The 15,438-nt window shown below is 51.5% G+C and carries 15 protein-coding genes, 1 rRNA gene and 1 other annotated feature; all 16 genes read left to right on the top strand.

The features are described from left to right. The first annotated feature begins 31 nt into the window (after positions 1–31). The 16 genes from rrf to sigH all read left to right on the top strand — a co-directional run bounded on the left by rrf (position 32) and on the right by sigH (position 15,438). Positions 32–148, top strand: a 5S ribosomal RNA gene (gene rrf / locus ACTVDO_RS13135). Positions 149–429: 281 nt separating this feature from the next. Then, positions 430–891 (top strand): transcriptional regulator CtsR, encoded by a 462-nt coding sequence (gene ctsR / locus ACTVDO_RS13140; RefSeq protein WP_020958331.1) that lies wholly within the window; start codon positions 430–432, stop codon positions 889–891. Between the two features lie 14 nt (positions 892–905). Next, positions 906–1,454 (top strand): UvrB/UvrC motif-containing protein, encoded by a 549-nt coding sequence (locus ACTVDO_RS13145; RefSeq protein ID WP_020958332.1) that lies wholly within the window; start codon positions 906–908, stop codon positions 1,452–1,454. Positions 1,455–1,458: 4 nt separating this feature from the next. Then, a complete protein-coding gene (locus ACTVDO_RS13150) occupies positions 1,459–2,550 on the top strand; it encodes a protein arginine kinase (protein ID WP_020958333.1) in 1,092 nt (363 codons plus the stop codon). Beyond that, positions 2,547–4,982, top strand: a complete 2,436-nt coding sequence (clpC, locus tag ACTVDO_RS13155; RefSeq protein WP_442901690.1) for an ATP-dependent protease ATP-binding subunit ClpC — start codon at positions 2,547–2,549, stop codon at positions 4,980–4,982. The genes ACTVDO_RS13150 and clpC overlap by 4 nt, the downstream gene beginning before the upstream one ends. A 76-nt stretch (positions 4,983–5,058) precedes the next feature. After that, the gene (gene radA / locus ACTVDO_RS13160; RefSeq protein WP_020958335.1) at positions 5,059–6,432 is read left to right on the top strand and encodes a DNA repair protein RadA; all 1,374 of its coding nucleotides are present in this window, start codon (positions 5,059–5,061) and stop codon (positions 6,430–6,432) included. 204 nt (positions 6,433–6,636) lie between these two features. Continuing rightward, the gene (locus ACTVDO_RS13165; RefSeq protein WP_442901691.1) at positions 6,637–7,731 is read left to right on the top strand and encodes a PIN/TRAM domain-containing protein; all 1,095 of its coding nucleotides are present in this window, start codon (positions 6,637–6,639) and stop codon (positions 7,729–7,731) included. A 21-nt stretch (positions 7,732–7,752) separates the two neighbouring features. Continuing rightward, positions 7,753–8,439: a 2-C-methyl-D-erythritol 4-phosphate cytidylyltransferase gene (gene ispD / locus ACTVDO_RS13170; protein WP_020958337.1), complete on the top strand. Its 687-nt coding sequence runs from the start codon at positions 7,753–7,755 to the stop codon at positions 8,437–8,439. Between the two features lie 14 nt (positions 8,440–8,453). Then, complete coding sequence (gene ispF / locus ACTVDO_RS13175; protein ID WP_020958338.1) at positions 8,454–8,936, top strand: 2-C-methyl-D-erythritol 2,4-cyclodiphosphate synthase; 483 nt, start codon at positions 8,454–8,456, stop codon at positions 8,934–8,936. A gap of 196 nt (positions 8,937–9,132) precedes the next feature. After that, positions 9,133–10,602, top strand: a complete 1,470-nt coding sequence (gltX, locus tag ACTVDO_RS13180; RefSeq protein WP_020958339.1) for a glutamate--tRNA ligase — start codon at positions 9,133–9,135, stop codon at positions 10,600–10,602. A 77-nt stretch (positions 10,603–10,679) separates the two neighbouring features. Continuing rightward, positions 10,680–10,916 (top strand) — a binding site (T-box leader). Positions 10,917–10,959: 43 nt separating this feature from the next. Beyond that, positions 10,960–11,652, top strand: coding sequence for a serine O-acetyltransferase (gene cysE / locus ACTVDO_RS13185; RefSeq protein ID WP_256380470.1), 693 nt, complete (start codon positions 10,960–10,962; stop codon positions 11,650–11,652). Then, entirely contained in the window at positions 11,630–13,039 is a 1,410-nt protein-coding gene (gene cysS / locus ACTVDO_RS13190; RefSeq protein WP_020958341.1) for a cysteine--tRNA ligase, read from the top strand. The genes cysE and cysS overlap by 23 nt, the downstream gene beginning before the upstream one ends. Positions 13,040–13,042: 3 nt before the next feature. Beyond that, positions 13,043–13,465 carry a Mini-ribonuclease 3 gene (locus tag ACTVDO_RS13195; RefSeq protein WP_020958342.1) on the top strand — a complete coding sequence of 141 codons (423 nt, stop codon included), beginning with the start codon at positions 13,043–13,045 and terminating at the stop codon, positions 13,463–13,465. Next, the gene (gene rlmB / locus ACTVDO_RS13200; RefSeq protein ID WP_020958343.1) at positions 13,465–14,202 is read left to right on the top strand and encodes a 23S rRNA (guanosine(2251)-2'-O)-methyltransferase RlmB; all 738 of its coding nucleotides are present in this window, start codon (positions 13,465–13,467) and stop codon (positions 14,200–14,202) included. Before ACTVDO_RS13195 ends, rlmB begins: the two co-directional genes overlap by 1 nt. A 3-nt stretch (positions 14,203–14,205) precedes the next feature. Continuing rightward, positions 14,206–14,718, top strand: coding sequence for an NYN domain-containing protein (locus ACTVDO_RS13205; protein WP_020958344.1), 513 nt, complete (start codon positions 14,206–14,208; stop codon positions 14,716–14,718). Positions 14,719–14,754: 36 nt separating this feature from the next. Then, on the top strand, positions 14,755–15,438 hold the full coding sequence (gene sigH / locus ACTVDO_RS13210) for an RNA polymerase sporulation sigma factor SigH (RefSeq protein ID WP_020958345.1): 684 nt from the start codon (positions 14,755–14,757) through the stop codon (positions 15,436–15,438).

Consider the following 15,438-nt stretch of genomic DNA (forward strand, 5'->3'; position numbering starts at 1 on the left):
CAGGGAACGAATTCCTGACAACCTCATATGGCCTAGTGGTGATAGCGGAGGGGAAACACCCGTTCCCATCCCGAACACGGAAGTTAAGCCCTCCAGCGCCGATGGTAGTTGGGGCCAGCGCCCCTGCGAGAGTAGGTCGCTGCTAGGCAAGAAAAAAGCACGTCTTTTTTAGAAAAAAGGCGTGCTTTTTCATTTATCAGCCACCTGATGTTTCGTCAGCTGAAAAAACGGATATTCTATAGTTAGTTTGATTTCTCCGGTAACTCTTGCAATTTTTCATAATACATTATATAGTAAAGGTAAGGTCAAATATAGTCAAAGTCAACAAGAAGGCGATGATCCCAGATTTTTGCTACGGATCGTCCGTTTATTAGATGGCAGCTGGTTTCATTGCTAAACAGCTTGGTTGTGAGGAAGGTGGGAGGTAGAGTGCCAAACATTTCCGACATTATTGAGCAATATTTAAAGCAAGTACTCAATATGAGCGACCAAGATATCGTCGAAATTAAACGAAGTGAGATTGCTAATAAATTCCAATGCGTTCCATCCCAAATTAACTATGTCATTAATACGAGGTTCACACTCGAGAGAGGGTATATCGTCGAAAGCAAGCGCGGTGGCGGAGGCTATATCCGCATTATGAAGGTGAAGACAAAAAGCGAGTCTCAGCTCATTGACCAGCTACTTGGACTTATTAGCCACCGCATTAGCCAGTCGAATGCCGAAGATGTGGTAAAACGTCTTGTGGAAGAAAAGGTGATTTCGGAGCGGGAAGCGAAAATAATGTTAAGCGTGATGGATCGCTCCGTTTTATACATTGGCTTGCCCGAGCGGGACGAACTGCGGGCTCGTATGTTAAAGGCGATGTTGACGTCGTTAAAATACAAGTAAGGGAGGGGGAGGCGTTGATTTGCCAAGAATGCAAGCAGCGACCGGCAACGATGCATTTTACGAAAATTGTCAACGGCGAAAAAGCGGAATTCCATCTTTGTGAGCAATGCGCTAAAGAGCATGGCCATATGTTTATGCTCTACGGTCATGATGACTTTCCACTCAACAATTTGTTAGCAGGGCTGCTCAACTTCCAAGCCCCCATGAAAGAAATGACGGCCAATGCGTTTCCGAACCCGGACTTGCTTCAATGTGAGACGTGCAACATGACGTATCACCAGTTTACGCAAATCGGGCGGTTTGGCTGTGCTGACTGTTACCGTACGTTTGCTCGCTACTTGCCGCCGATTTTGAAACGGCTTCATAGCGGAAATACCGCCCATTCAGGAAAAATTCCGAAACGGAAAGGCGGCGTTCTCCATTTGCGCAAGCAGCTTGCTGTGCTGAAGCAAAAGCTCCAAGAGTTGGTTGCCCGTGAGGAATTTGAGCGGGCGGCTGAAGTGCGCGATCAAATCCGCTCTTTAGAGGATGAACTTCGCCAACGCGGAGAGGGGGATATGTAGCCGTATGTCGTTTGAGAAATTTTTCAATACGGCGGTCAGCGCTTGGATGAGTCAAGAGGGACCAGATTCGGACATTGTCTTGAGCAGCCGCATCCGGCTGGCCCGCAATATTATCGATTTTCACTTCCCAACGTTGTTTAACAGCGAGGAGGCAAAACAAATCGTCTCTTTGTTTGAGCGGACGTTTGCCCACCGTTCATATGGAGGGACAGGCGAGTTCGAGCTGTTGAAAATGTCGGAGCTTCAGCCGATTGAAAAACGGGTATTAGTAGAAAAGCATTTAATTAGTCCACATTTGGCTGAGGATTCGCCATTTGGCGCCTGTCTGCTCTCGGAGAATGAGGAAATTAGCATTATGATCAATGAAGAGGACCATATTCGCATCCAATGCTTATTTCCGGGGTTGCAACTTGCTGAGGCGCTTGAGGCGGCGAGCGAATTGGACGATTGGATTGAAGGGCACGTCAACTATGCGTTTGATGAGCGGCTTGGTTACTTAACGAGCTGCCCGACGAACGTCGGGACAGGGCTTCGGGCGTCCGTGATGATGCATCTTCCGGCGCTTGTGTTGACGCAACAGATCAACCGCATTATCCCCGCCATCAACCAACTCGGTCTTGTCGTCCGCGGCACGTATGGGGAAGGAAGCGAGGCGTTGGGTAACATTTTTCAAATCTCGAACCAAATCACGCTTGGAAAATCGGAGGAGGACATCGTCGCGGATTTGCACACGATCGTCCAACAGCTGATTGCTCAAGAAAGAGCGGCCCGTCACGCATTAGTGAAAACTTTAGGCATACAATTAGAAGACAAGGTGTTCCGCTCATACGGCATATTGGCCAACTGTCGCGTCATCGAGTCGAAAGAGGCGGCACAGTGCCTGTCAGATGTGCGTTTAGGAATTGATTTAGGGTACATCCAAAACATTTCGCGTAACATTTTAAACGAGCTGATGATTTTAACACAGCCAGGCTTTCTGCAGCAATATGCCGGCGGGGCGCTCCGCCCTGAGGAACGGGATGTTCGTCGGGCCGCATTAATTCGGGAACGATTAAAGATGGAAGAACGAAGAAAGATGGAGGGTGATGAACGATGATGTTTGGCAGATTTACGGAACGGGCACAAAAAGTGCTGGCGTTGGCACAGGAAGAAGCCATTCGCCTCGGCCATAACAATATTGGCACGGAACACATTTTGCTCGGGCTGATCCGCGAAGGCGAAGGGATCGCCGCTAAAGCGCTTATGGCGCTCGGGCTTGGCCCGGATAAAATTCAGAAAGAGGTCGAATCGCTCATCGGCCGCGGCAGTGAAGTGTCGCATACGATCCATTACACACCGCGGGCGAAAAAAGTGATTGAGCTGTCGATGGATGAGGCGCGGAAGCTCGGTCATTCGTACGTCGGGACGGAACATATTTTGCTTGGATTGATCCGCGAGGGCGAAGGAGTAGCTGCCCGCGTGTTGAACAACTTAGGGGTGAGTTTGAACAAAGCGCGCCAACAAGTGTTGCAGCTGCTCGGCAGCAATGAATCGGTATCAGGCCACGGTGGTGGAGGCGCCTCACATGTAAGCACACCGACGCTTGACAGCCTCGCCCGTGATTTGACGGCGATTGCCCGTGAAGGACGGCTTGATCCGGTCATCGGCCGCAGCAAAGAAATTCAGCGCGTGATTGAAGTGTTGAGCCGGCGGACGAAAAACAATCCGGTGTTGATCGGTGAACCGGGTGTCGGGAAAACCGCGATCGCCGAAGGATTGGCTCAGCAAATCGTCAATAATGAAGTACCGGAAACATTGCGTGATAAACGGGTCATGACGCTTGATATGGGTACGGTGGTCGCTGGGACGAAATACCGCGGCGAATTTGAAGACCGGCTGAAAAAAGTGATGGACGAAATTCGTCAGGCTGGCAATATCATTTTGTTCATCGATGAACTCCATACGTTAATCGGCGCCGGGGGGGCGGAAGGAGCCATCGATGCGTCGAACATTTTAAAACCGGCCCTAGCGCGCGGAGAATTGCAATGTATCGGTGCGACAACGCTTGATGAATACCGGAAATACATCGAAAAAGATGCCGCGCTTGAACGCCGCTTCCAACCGATTCACGTGGATGAGCCGACGGTTGAGGAGTCCATTCAAATTTTAAAAGGGTTGCGCGACCGATATGAGGCGCACCATCGCGTCTCGATCTCCGATGAGGCGATCGTGCAGGCAGTCAAACTGTCCGACCGTTACATTACCGACCGGTTCCTGCCGGATAAAGCGATCGACTTGATCGACGAAGCTTGCTCAAAAGTGCGTCTCCGTTCGTTCACGGCGCCGCCGAAACTAAAAGAACTGGAGCAAAAGCTCGAAGAAGTGCGGAAAGAAAAAGATGCAGCTGTCCAAAGCCAAGAGTTTGAAAAAGCGGCCTCGCTGCGCGATATGGAACAACGGCTGCGCGAAGAGCTTGAGGAAACGAAACGGGCATGGAAAGAAAAGCAAGGTCAAGAAAACTCTGAAGTAACGGTCGAAGATATCGCCGCTGTTGTCTCAAGTTGGACCGGCATTCCGGTATCGAAGCTGGCCGAAACGGAAACGGAGCGGCTGCTCAAGCTGGAGGAAATTTTGCACGCGCGCGTCGTCGGTCAGGACGAGGCGGTTAAGGCAGTTGCTAAAGCGGTGCGCCGCGCCCGGGCTGGTTTGAAAGACCCGAAACGCCCGATCGGTTCGTTCATTTTCCTTGGTCCGACCGGCGTTGGGAAAACGGAATTGGCCCGTGCATTGGCCGAGGCAATGTTTGGGGATGAAGACGCCCTCATCCGCATTGATATGTCCGAGTATATGGAGAAACACTCAACATCGCGGCTCATCGGGTCGCCGCCAGGGTATGTCGGCTATGAAGAAGGCGGTCAGCTGACGGAAAAAGTGCGCCGGAAGCCATACTCGGTCGTTCTGTTGGATGAAATGGAAAAAGCGCATCCTGACGTGTTTAATATTTTGCTGCAAGTATTAGAGGACGGGCGGTTGACCGACTCGAAAGGACGGACAGTCGACTTCCGCAACACGATTATTATTATGACATCCAACGTCGGTGCGGACGCCTTGAAGCGGAACAAGTACGTCGGCTTTAACATTCAAGATGGAAACCAGCAATATCAGGACATGAAAAGTAAGGTGATGGACGAACTGAAAAAAGCGTTCCGACCGGAGTTTTTGAACCGGATCGACGAAATTATCGTCTTCCATTCGCTCGAAAAAGATCACCTAAAACAAATTGTCCGCCTGATGGCCGATACGCTTGTGAAGCGGTTGAAGGAACAAGATATTGATCTTGAACTGACTGAGGCAGCGATTGAGAAAATTGCCGCCGAAGGGTTTGATCCGGAATATGGGGCCCGCCCATTGCGCCGCGCCTTGCAAAAACATATCGAAGACCGTTTGTCTGAGGAGCTATTAAAAGGCACGATCGCCAAAGGGCAAAAAGTTGTTGTCGATGTGAAAGACGGAGAGTTTGTCGTCTTGTCGAAACAGGCGGTCGTATAAAGGAAAAAAGGTATGCGGCAGCTTGCTGCCCATACCTTTTTTTCGTACGGACAATGTTGTAGAAAGGGTTAGATGAATGGTTAAAAAGAAAACGAAATTTGTTTGCCAGGAATGTGGGTATGAATCCGCCAAATGGCTCGGCCGCTGTCCAGGCTGTCAAACGTGGAACTCGTTCGTTGAAGAAATCGAGCGGGCGAAGCCGGCTGTGCGCGGGACGTTTCTTCATTCGGAGCCGTCGGAAACGGCCAAACCGATTCCGATTACGGCCGTTCAGGCGGTGCAAGAGCCGCGTATTGAAACGAAAAGTGCGGAGCTCAATCGCGTGCTCGGTGGAGGGATTGTGACAGGTTCGCTCGTCTTAATTGGCGGCGACCCGGGCATCGGCAAGTCGACGTTGCTGTTGCAGACATCGGCGCAGCTCGCTGCAGCCGGACACACCGTGTTGTATATATCCGGCGAGGAATCGACGAAGCAAGTGAAGCTGCGCGCCGGACGTCTTCGCGCTGAATCTGATCAACTGTATGTGTTAGCGGAGGCGAATTTGGAATATATTGTAACAGCAATTGAAACGATTCGGCCTGCCTGTGTCGTCATTGATTCGATTCAGACGATGTACCGGACGGATATTACGTCAGCGCCGGGCAGCGTCGCCCAAGTGCGCGAGTGTACTGCCGAGTTGATGAAAATCGCCAAGACAAAAGGCGTCGCCATTTTTATCGTCGGCCATGTGACGAAAGAAGGGGCGATCGCCGGGCCGCGCATCTTAGAGCATATGGTTGACACTGTTCTTTATTTTGAAGGCGAGCGGCATCACACGTACCGTATTTTGCGGGCGGTGAAAAACCGCTTTGGCTCGACGAATGAAATCGGTATTTTTGAAATGCGCGACATGGGGTTAAGAGAAGTGGAAAACCCGTCTGAAGTGTTTTTGGAAGAGCGGTCGCGCGGAGCGGCCGGATCGACGGTAGTGGCGGCCATGGAAGGGACGCGTCCGGTATTGGTGGAAATCCAGGCGCTCGTCTCGCCGACAAGCTTCGGCAACCCGAGGCGGATGGCGACCGGCCTTGATCATAACCGTGTGTCGCTTCTGATGGCTGTGCTCGAAAAGCGGGTCGGACTGCTGTTGCAAAATCAAGATGCTTATTTGAAAGTGGCAGGAGGAGTGAAGCTTGACGAACCGGCCATCGATTTGGCGGTCGCCGTCAGCATTGCCTCGAGTTTCCGCGACCGGCCGACAAATCCGGCCGATGTCATTATCGGCGAAGTCGGCTTGACCGGGGAGGTACGCCGCGTTTCCCGTATTGAACAGCGCGTACAGGAGGCTGTCAAGTTAGGTTTTTCCCGCGTCATTGTGCCAAAAAACAATTTGGCTGGCTGGCAGCCGCCTGTGGGCGTTAACGTGATCGGTGTTTCGCATGTGACCGAGGCGCTTGAGCATACGATGTTATAAACTGCATAAAATGACTGAACCTTTTTGTTTCGACGGACGTAAAAAATAGTAGGGGCCGGAGCGAGCCGGGCGCTGTGCCAGCACCTGCTGCTCATGATTACAAGTAGATGTCGAATGTTCAAAAACGGTTAAAAATTGCCTTCCAATTGGTTTCAAACATTGGAAACTGTTTATAATGTTAGATAGGGAGGTGAAGATGAACCGATGGTCAGACGTGTTGTACAACTATTTTTTCTCGCGGTGGGTGGAACGCTGGGCGCCATGTTTTTGCCCGATTTGCTTGAGCTGTTGAATGTAAGCGGCATATCGCTTGTCAATAATTCCTATACGTTGGCGGTGTTGGGGGCTGTTCTTTTCTTTTTGCTGACGTTTTGGCTTGTCGATTATGTCGTCGATATGATTCGCTGGGCGGAAGAGACGCTGGTAAAGGCACCGGCTGCTGACGTGCTATTTGGCAGTCTCGGGCTGATTTTTGGTCTTATTATCGCGTTTTTAGTCGTTATGCCGCTGCAATCGTTTCGCATTCAAGTGCTGAATACGGTGCTGCCGATTTTTTTGACTGTGCTGCTTGGTTATTTAGGGTTTCGCGTTGGTTTAAAGAAACGGAATGAGCTGATGAACTTATTTTCCCTTTCCAATCGAATGACGAAGAAAAAAGGCGGAGAAGTTGAAACTGAAACGCCTAAAGGCGGAGCGGTGAAAATTTTAGACACAAGCGTCATCATTGACGGACGGATCGCGGACATTTGCCAAACCGGGTTTTTGGAAGGGCCGCTTGTCATTCCCCGTTTTGTGTTAGAGGAGCTTCAGCATATTGCGGATTCCTCCGATGTATTGAAACGAAACCGCGGCCGCCGCGGTTTGGATATTTTGAACCGCATCCAAAAAGAGATGGCGATGAAAGTGGAAATTCACGAGGCGGATTTCAATGATGTGCAGGAAGTCGATAGCAAGCTCGTTAAGTTGGCGAAACAGCTTCAGGGAGTGGTGGTCACGAACGATTTCAATTTAAACAAAGTGTGCGAGCTGCAAAATGTGCGCGTCCTCAATATCAACGACTTAGCCAACGCTGTCAAACCGGTCGTGCTGCCGGGCGAAGAGCTGAATGTGCACGTCATTAAAGACGGAAAAGAACATAACCAAGGTGTCGCCTATTTGGATGATGGGACGATGATCGTTGTTGAAGACGGCAAAGAATATATCGGCAAACGGGTTGACGTCCTGGTCACCAGCGTGTTACAAACATCTGCGGGGAGAATGATTTTTGCCAAACTGAAACTGTTGCAAAAGGCGCTTTAACAAGAACAGGGGAAACGTCCAATGAATTATGAAGCAATCGTATTGGCGGCCGGGCAAGGAAAGCGGATGAACGCCGGGATGAACAAGCAATTTATTAAGCTTGGGGGTGAGCCGCTCATCGTCCGAACGCTGAAAGTATTCGAGGGTGATGAACGATGCACCGGCATTGTGCTTGTCGTCAATCCGGCTGAGCGAAGCCGGATTGAACAACTGCTCGAACGCTACTGCATTCGAAAAGTAGCAGCGTTCGCCAACGGCGGTGAGGAGCGGCAGCATAGTGTGTATAACGGGTTGCAGGCGCTGAAGGGAGGGGAGATTGTCCTCATTCACGACGGCGCCCGTCCGTTTGTTCGCGTCCGGCATTTGCACGAGCTGGCGGATGCCGCTGTTCAATATGGGGCGGCTGTTCCAGCGGTGCGGGTAAAAGACACGATCAAAAAAGCGGACGGTTTATTTGTCGAACAGACGATTGATCGTTCCAGCTTGTGGGCGGTGCAAACACCACAAGCTTTTCGTCTGTCTTTGATCATGGAAGCGCACGAAGAGGCGAAAAAAGCCGGTTGCCTCGGCACAGACGATGCCAGCCTAGTTGAGCGGCTCGGCAAGCCAGTGAAAATTTTGGAAGGGGATTATCGCAACATTAAGTTGACAACCCCGGAAGACCTGTTATTTGCCGAGGCGATTTTAGCGAGCCGCATCGCGGAGTAGATGGGGGTGAAGACATGTTTCGCATTGGACAAGGGTTTGATGTCCATCAATTGGTGGAAGGGCGTCCGCTCATCATTGGCGGCGTACATATTCCGTATGAGAAAGGGTTGCTTGGCCACTCAGATGCGGATGTGCTGCTTCACGCAGTGGCGGATGCATGTCTTGGGGCCATTGGCGCCGGCGATATCGGGCGGCACTTCCCGGATACTGACCCGCGCTATAAAGACGCGGACTCAACCGAGTTGTTGGCGCACGTATGGACGCTCGTCCGACAAGAAGGGTATGCATTAGTGAACGCGGACTGCATCATTATCGCGCAAAAGCCGAAGATGGCACCGCACATTGAGGAGATGAAAGCGGTGATCGCCCGGCTGCTTGAAGCCGAACGTTCGCAAGTGAATGTGAAGGCGACGACGACAGAAAAGCTCGGGTTCACTGGGCGAGAAGAAGGCATTGCCGCTCAAGTGGTCGTGCTGCTGCAAAAGAGCGGGGTGTAACATTTTGGCGATGCGACGCTTCCGGAAGATCGCCCGGGAAGCGGCGGTGCAACAGTCCGAAGGCATTCTGGCCTCCTGTTTTTTCGCTCGGGGCATTTAGGCGCCGTCTGGAAGGTGAGCCGTCCGTTTTGAACTTTGTTACGATAAACGGTACAATAATAGCACAAGTTTTTGATGGAAGTGGAGGGGTTGGACGATGGCAAAAGACGTGCGTGTGCGTTATGCGCCGAGCCCGACCGGTCATTTGCATATCGGCGGGGCGCGGACAGCGCTGTTTAACTATTTGTTTGCTCGTCATCATGGCGGAAAAATGATCGTCCGCATCGAAGATACGGATATTGAACGGAACGTGGAAGGCGGCGAACAGTCGCAGCTTGAAAACTTAAAATGGCTCGGCATCGATTATGACGAATCGGTCGATAAGGACGGCGGATACGGGCCGTATCGGCAGACGGAGCGGCTGAACATCTACCGAAAGTATGTGAACGAATTAATTGAACAAGGGCATGCCTACAAATGTTTTTGCACACCGGAGGAACTTGAGCGGGAACGGGAGGAGCAGCGGGCGGCAGGTATTGCCGCTCCGCAATACAGCGGCAAATGCCGCCATTTGACGCCGGAGCAAATTGCAGAGTTTGAAGCTCAAGGCAAACCGTATACGATCCGCCTGAAAGTGCCCGAAGGGAAAACGTATGAAGTTGACGATCTAGTGCGTGGCAAAGTGACGTTTGAATCGAAAGATATCGGCGACTGGGTCATTGTAAAGGCGAACGGTATTCCGACGTACAACTTTGCTGTTGTTATTGACGACCATTTAATGGAAATCAGCCATGTGTTCCGCGGCGAAGAGCACTTGTCCAACACGCCGAAGCAGTTGATGGTGTATGAATATTTCGGTTGGGAGCCGCCGCAGTTTGCCCATTTGACATTGATTGTCAACGAACAGCGGAAAAAGCTGTCCAAGCGTGATGAATCGATCATTCAGTTCGTGTCGCAATACAAAGAGCTTGGCTATTTACCCGAGGCGATGTTCAACTTTTTTGCCCTCCTTGGCTGGTCGCCGGAAGGGGAAGAAGAAATTTTTTCGAAAGACGAACTCATCCGCATATTTGATGTTTCGCGGCTGTCGAAGTCGCCGTCAATGTTTGACACAAAAAAGCTGACGTGGATGAACAATCAATATGTGAAGCGACTTGATTTGGACCGGCTCGTTGAGTTGGCCTTGCCGCATTTGGTGAAGGCCGGGCGCCTGCCGGCGGACATGAGCGACGAACAGCAGCAATGGGCGCGCGATTTGATCGCCTTGTACCAGGAGCAAATGAGTTACGGGGCGGAGATCGTCCCGCTGTCCGAGCTGTTCTTTAAGGAGGAAGTCGAGTACGAGGACGAAGCGCGCCAAGTGCTCGCTGAAGAGCAAGTGCCGGACGTGCTTTCCGCCTTTTTGGCGAACGTGCGCGAGCTTGAGGCGTTTACAGCTGATGAGATTAAAGCGGCGATCAAAGCGGTGCAAAAGTCAACCGGACAAAAAGGGAAGAAGTTGTTTATGCCGATTCGCGCCGCCGTGACTGGACAAACGCACGGACCGGAACTGCCGTTTGCCATCCAGCTGCTTGGCAAAGAAAAAGTGATCGAACGGCTCGAACGGGTACTGCAAGAAAAATTTTAGCTGTTCTTTTATGCACGTTTGCTTGACGGCTGTGGTATAATAATACAAAGTTTATCAGTTGAACAAGCGTATATAATGGCAAAGCGTTGACGAGGAGAAGTAGGAAACATCGGCATTCCAGAGAGAACCGCCTTGGCTGGGAGCGGTTTATGCCCGTTGTTGTCTGAAATGCGCCTCGGAGCCTCCTTTCGAACCGGAACAGAGACGTTCTGCAGTAGAGGGGAGCGGAGCATCTCCGTTATCAGACTCGAGTGGGCGAAACGGCGCATCCGTTTCGCTAAACAGAGTGGAACCGCGCCAAAAGCGTCTCTGTGTCTTCGGCACAGGGGCGCTTTTTTATTCATTATAATCAATGGGATGGAGGGAGGACACGCTATGTTTAAAACATTAAAAGAAGACATCGAAGTGATTTTCGACCAAGACCCGGCAGCAAGAAGCTATTTGGAAGTCATTTTAACGTATTCTGGGTTGCATGCCATCTGGGCGCACCGGGTCGCCCACGCGCTTTACAAACGGAAATTTTTCTTTCTTGCCCGTTTGGTTTCACAAATTAGCCGCTTTTTCACCGGCATTGAAATCCATCCGGGCGCAAAAATCGGGCGTCGCTTTTTCATCGACCACGGCATGGGAGTCGTAATCGGTGAGACATGCGAAATTGGCGACAACGTCACCGTCTATCAAGGAGTGACATTAGGCGGGACGGGAAAAGAAAAAGGGAAGCGCCATCCGACGATTAAAGACAACTGTTTAATCGCTGCCGGCGCGAAAGTGCTCGGTTCGATTACGATCGGGGAAAACTCGAAAATCGGCGCCGGATCGGTGGTGCTAAAAGACGTGCCGCCGAATTCAACGGTTGTCGGCATCCCCGGCCGCGTGGTCGTGCGTGATGGGGTGAAAGTGAAAAAAGATTTGAACCATACCGATTTGCCGGACCCGATCGCCGACCGGTTCCGGGAGCTTGAGGAGGAAATCAACCGGCTAAAAAGCGAGCTGGAGGCATTGAAACAACACGAAAGGAAGAGCGAATATGAGCAGCATCCGGCTTTATAACACGCTGACGCGAAAAAAGGAACCGTTTGAGCCGCTTGAACCGAACAAAGTGAAAATGTATGTGTGCGGCCCGACGGTCTATAATTATATTCATATTGGCAATGCCCGGGCCGCCATCGTCTTTGACACGATTCGGCGCTATTTGGAGTTCCGCGGCTATGATGTGACGTACGTATCCAACTTTACGGATGTCGACGATAAACTGATTAAGGCGGCCCGTGAGCTTGGCGAAAGCGTGCCGGCGATCGCTGAGCGGTTTATTGACGCATATTTTGAAGACATTCAAGCGCTTGGTTGCAAAAAAGCGGACATCCACCCGCGCGTGACGGAAAATATCGAAACGATTATCGAATTTATTCAGACGCTTATCGACAAGGGGTATGCGTACGAGGTGGACGGCGACGTCTACTACCGGACGCGCAAGTTTTCCGGCTATGGCAAGCTGTCGCATCAGTCGATCGATGAATTGCAGGCTGGAGCGCGCATCGAAGTCGGCGAGAAAAAAGACGACCCGCTCGATTTCGCCCTTTGGAAAGCGGCGAAAGAAGGAGAGATTTGTTGGGACAGTCCATGGGGAAAAGGGCGGCCGGGCTGGCATATCGAATGCTCAGCGATGGCGCGCAAGTATTTGGGTGATACAATCGACATTCACGCCGGCGGCCAAGATTTGACGTTTCCGCACCATGAAAATGAAATCGCCCAATCGGAAGCACTGACCGGCAAACCGTTTGCGAAATACTGGCTGCACAATGGGTATTTAAATATTAACAACGAAAAAATGTCGAAGTCGCTCGGCAACTTCGTGCTCGTTCACGATATCATCCGGCAGATTGACCCGCAAGTGTTGCGTTTCTTTATGTTGTCGGTCCATTATCGCCACCCGATCAACTACAGCGAAGAGCTGCTCGAGAGTGCAAGACGCGGGCTCGAACGCTTGAAGACAGCCTATGGCAACTTGCAGCACCGGCTCGGGGCAAGCACGAACTTAACCGACAACGATGATGAATGGCTGTCGCGTATCGCTGCGGCCCGCGAATCATTCATCCGTGAGATGGACGACGATTTCAACACGGCCAATGGCATCGCTGTACTGTTTGACTTGGCGAAGCAAGCAAACTTGTATTTGCAGGAAAAAACGACATCTGAAACCGTTATTGGTGCGTTTTTGCGCGAATTTGAACAGTTGATGAACGTCCTTGGCCTCGATCCAAAGCCAAAGCAAGAGGAGCTGCTTGACGAGGAAATCGAAGCACTGATCCAAAGGCGAAACGAGGCGCGGAAAAATCGGGACTTCGCGTTGGCTGACCGCATCCGCGATGAGCTGAAAGCCAAAAACATTATTTTGGAAGATACGCCGCAAGGAACGAGATGGAAACGGGGATTATAAGCGATGGCACAGTTTGAGACCGTTCGTGATGTCAAACAGTTAAACGGCTTGGCGCTCGCCTATATTGGCGATGCGGTTTATGAAGTGTACGTGCGCCGCCACTTGCTGGCCATGGGGAGCGTTCGGCCTCATGAATTGCACCGGCGGGCGGTTTGCTACGTGTCAGCGCGGGCGCAGGCGAAAGTCATTTTAGCTTTGCTCGATGAAGGCGCGCTGACCGCCGAAGAGCAAGCCATCGTCCGCCGTGGCCGCAACGCCAAATCCGGCACGATCCCGAAAAACACGGATGTTCAGACGTACCGGCACAGTACAGCGTTCGAAGCGTTGATCGGCTATCATTTTTTGCAGGACAACGGCCGTCGGGTCGAGGAGCTGATCAGCCGTTCATTTGCCATTATTGAAAGGGAAGAAAGGGCGTTGGAATGATGGATTACATTATCGGCAGAAATCCGGTCATTGAAGCGCTCAAATCCGGGCGCGACATCAATAAAATTTGGATCGCCGAAGGGGCGCAGCGTCATGCCGTCGAGCCCGTCCTCGAATGGGCAAAGCGGCGGGGCGTACTCGTCCAATATGTCCCGAAGCGCAAGCTTGATCAAATGGCCGAGGGGGCGCACCAAGGGATCGTCGCTCAGGCGGCGGCGTACCGCTACTATGAGGTGGATGACTTATTCGCCCGCGCCGCTCGACGGGAAGAGGCGCCGTTTTTCCTTGTGTTGGACGAGCTCGAGGATCCCCATAATTTAGGCGCCATCATGCGGACGGCCGATGCGGTCGGAGCGCACGGTCTCATCATCCCGAAGCGGCGTTCCGTCGGGCTGACATCAACGGTTGCGAAGGCGTCCACTGGAGCGATTGAGCACGTTCCAGTCGCGCGCGTGACGAACTTGGCGCGGACGATCGACGAACTAAAAGAGCGGGGGGTTTGGATAGCCGGCACCGACGCGTCTGCCAAAGACGACTACCGTATGCTTGACGGCACGATGCCGCTGGCGCTTGTGATCGGCAGCGAAGGAAAAGGCATCAGCCGCTTAGTGCTTGAAAAGTGCGATTTTCTATTCCGGCTGCCGATGCGCGGGCATGTCACCTCGCTCAATGCGTCCGTTGCCGCCGGTCTGCTCATGTATGAGGTGTACCGGAAACGGTATCCATTAGGAGAGTAGCCGATGAACATTTTGATCGTTGACGGCTACAACATCATCGGGGCATGGCCGGCGTTGCGCCGGTTAAAAGAGGAGGGCGATCTTGCCGCGGCAAGGGATTTGCTGATTGATAAGATGGCCGATTACAAAGGGTTCACCGGGGATCATGTTGTGATCGTGTTTGATGCCCACCTCGTGCAAGGAAACGAGAAAAAGTATAAACATTACGATATCGACGTCATTTTTACAAAAGAACATGAAACAGCTGATGAACGGATTGAACGGTTGGCAAAAACGTTCATGAATGCGCGCACAAAGGTATATGTAGCGACATCTGATTATACGGAACAATGGACGGTGTTCAGCCAAGGCGCCTTGCGCAAATCGGCGCGCGAACTGCTATACGAAATCGAGACGGTCGAGCGGGACATTTCCAAAAAGCTGCGGGATATAAGATACCGCACCCCGATTTCAAAAATGCCGCTCAATGATAAAGTTGCCGAAATTTTTGAAAAATGGCGAAGAGGGCAAAAATGAGCGGTTGACGCTGTAAAAATTTGTACTGTATAATAAATGTTAGCGATTGATGCGGTCGGGGGGATCAGCGTGGGGGAATGCTTCAAAGTAGACAAGGTAAGGGACTATCAAAAGCTGGAGGATGAACAACTTGTCGCACTTGTTCATAAAGGGGATGGAGAAGCACTTGATTTTTTAATTCACAAATACCAAAACTTCGTGCGCGCCAAAGCCCGCTCATACTTTTTAGTCGGGGCTGATCGGGAAGATATCGTGCAGGAAGGGATGATCGGGCTGTATAAGGCAGTCCGTGATTTTAAAGGAGACAAGCTCTCTTCGTTTAAAGCGTTTGCAGAGCTTTGTATCACAAGGCAAATGATCACCGCCATTAAAACGGCGACCCGCCAAAAACACATTCCGCTCAATTCTTACGTTTCCTTGGACAAGCCCATTTACGATGACGAATCAGACCGGACGCTGATGGACGTGTTGTCCGGCGCGCAGGCGACAGATCCGGAAGAATTGATTGTCAACCGCGAGGAAGTCGACGATATTGAGCTGAAGATGGCAGAGCTGCTAAGCGACCTCGAGCGGAAAGTGCTTGCTCTATATTTGGATGGGCGTTCGTACCAAGAGATTTCTGAAGAGTTGAACCGCCATGTTAAATCGATCGATAACGCTTTGCAACGGGTCAAACGGAAGCTTGAGAAATATTTGGAATATCGGGAGATTAGTTTATAG

Origin of the sequence: Geobacillus sp. BK01 (assembly GCF_052220245.1) — a bacterium.
Taxonomy (GTDB): Bacteria; Bacillota; Bacilli; order Bacillales; family Anoxybacillaceae; genus Geobacillus.

What these genes read in the sequence shown, in the direction of transcription:
- ACTVDO_RS13150 (WP_020958333.1), top strand. Translation starts at nt 1,459, where the DNA reads ATGTCGTTTGAGAAATTTTTCAATACGGCGGTCAGCGCTTGGATGAGT.
- clpC (WP_442901690.1), top strand. Translation starts at nt 2,547, where the DNA reads ATGATGTTTGGCAGATTTACGGAACGGGCACAAAAAGTGCTGGCGTTG.
- radA (WP_020958335.1), top strand. Translation starts at nt 5,059, where the DNA reads ATGGTTAAAAAGAAAACGAAATTTGTTTGCCAGGAATGTGGGTATGAA.
- ACTVDO_RS13165 (WP_442901691.1), top strand. Translation starts at nt 6,637, where the DNA reads ATGGTCAGACGTGTTGTACAACTATTTTTTCTCGCGGTGGGTGGAACG.
- ispD (WP_020958337.1), top strand. Translation starts at nt 7,753, where the DNA reads ATGAATTATGAAGCAATCGTATTGGCGGCCGGGCAAGGAAAGCGGATG.
- ispF (WP_020958338.1), top strand. Translation starts at nt 8,454, where the DNA reads ATGTTTCGCATTGGACAAGGGTTTGATGTCCATCAATTGGTGGAAGGG.
- gltX (WP_020958339.1), top strand. Translation starts at nt 9,133, where the DNA reads ATGGCAAAAGACGTGCGTGTGCGTTATGCGCCGAGCCCGACCGGTCAT.
- cysE (WP_256380470.1), top strand. Translation starts at nt 10,960, where the DNA reads ATGGAGGGAGGACACGCTATGTTTAAAACATTAAAAGAAGACATCGAA.
- cysS (WP_020958341.1), top strand. Translation starts at nt 11,630, where the DNA reads ATGAGCAGCATCCGGCTTTATAACACGCTGACGCGAAAAAAGGAACCG.
- ACTVDO_RS13195 (WP_020958342.1), top strand. Translation starts at nt 13,043, where the DNA reads ATGGCACAGTTTGAGACCGTTCGTGATGTCAAACAGTTAAACGGCTTG.
- rlmB (WP_020958343.1), top strand. Translation starts at nt 13,465, where the DNA reads ATGGATTACATTATCGGCAGAAATCCGGTCATTGAAGCGCTCAAATCC.
- ACTVDO_RS13205 (WP_020958344.1), top strand. Translation starts at nt 14,206, where the DNA reads ATGAACATTTTGATCGTTGACGGCTACAACATCATCGGGGCATGGCCG.
- sigH (WP_020958345.1), top strand. Translation starts at nt 14,755, where the DNA reads ATGTTAGCGATTGATGCGGTCGGGGGGATCAGCGTGGGGGAATGCTTC.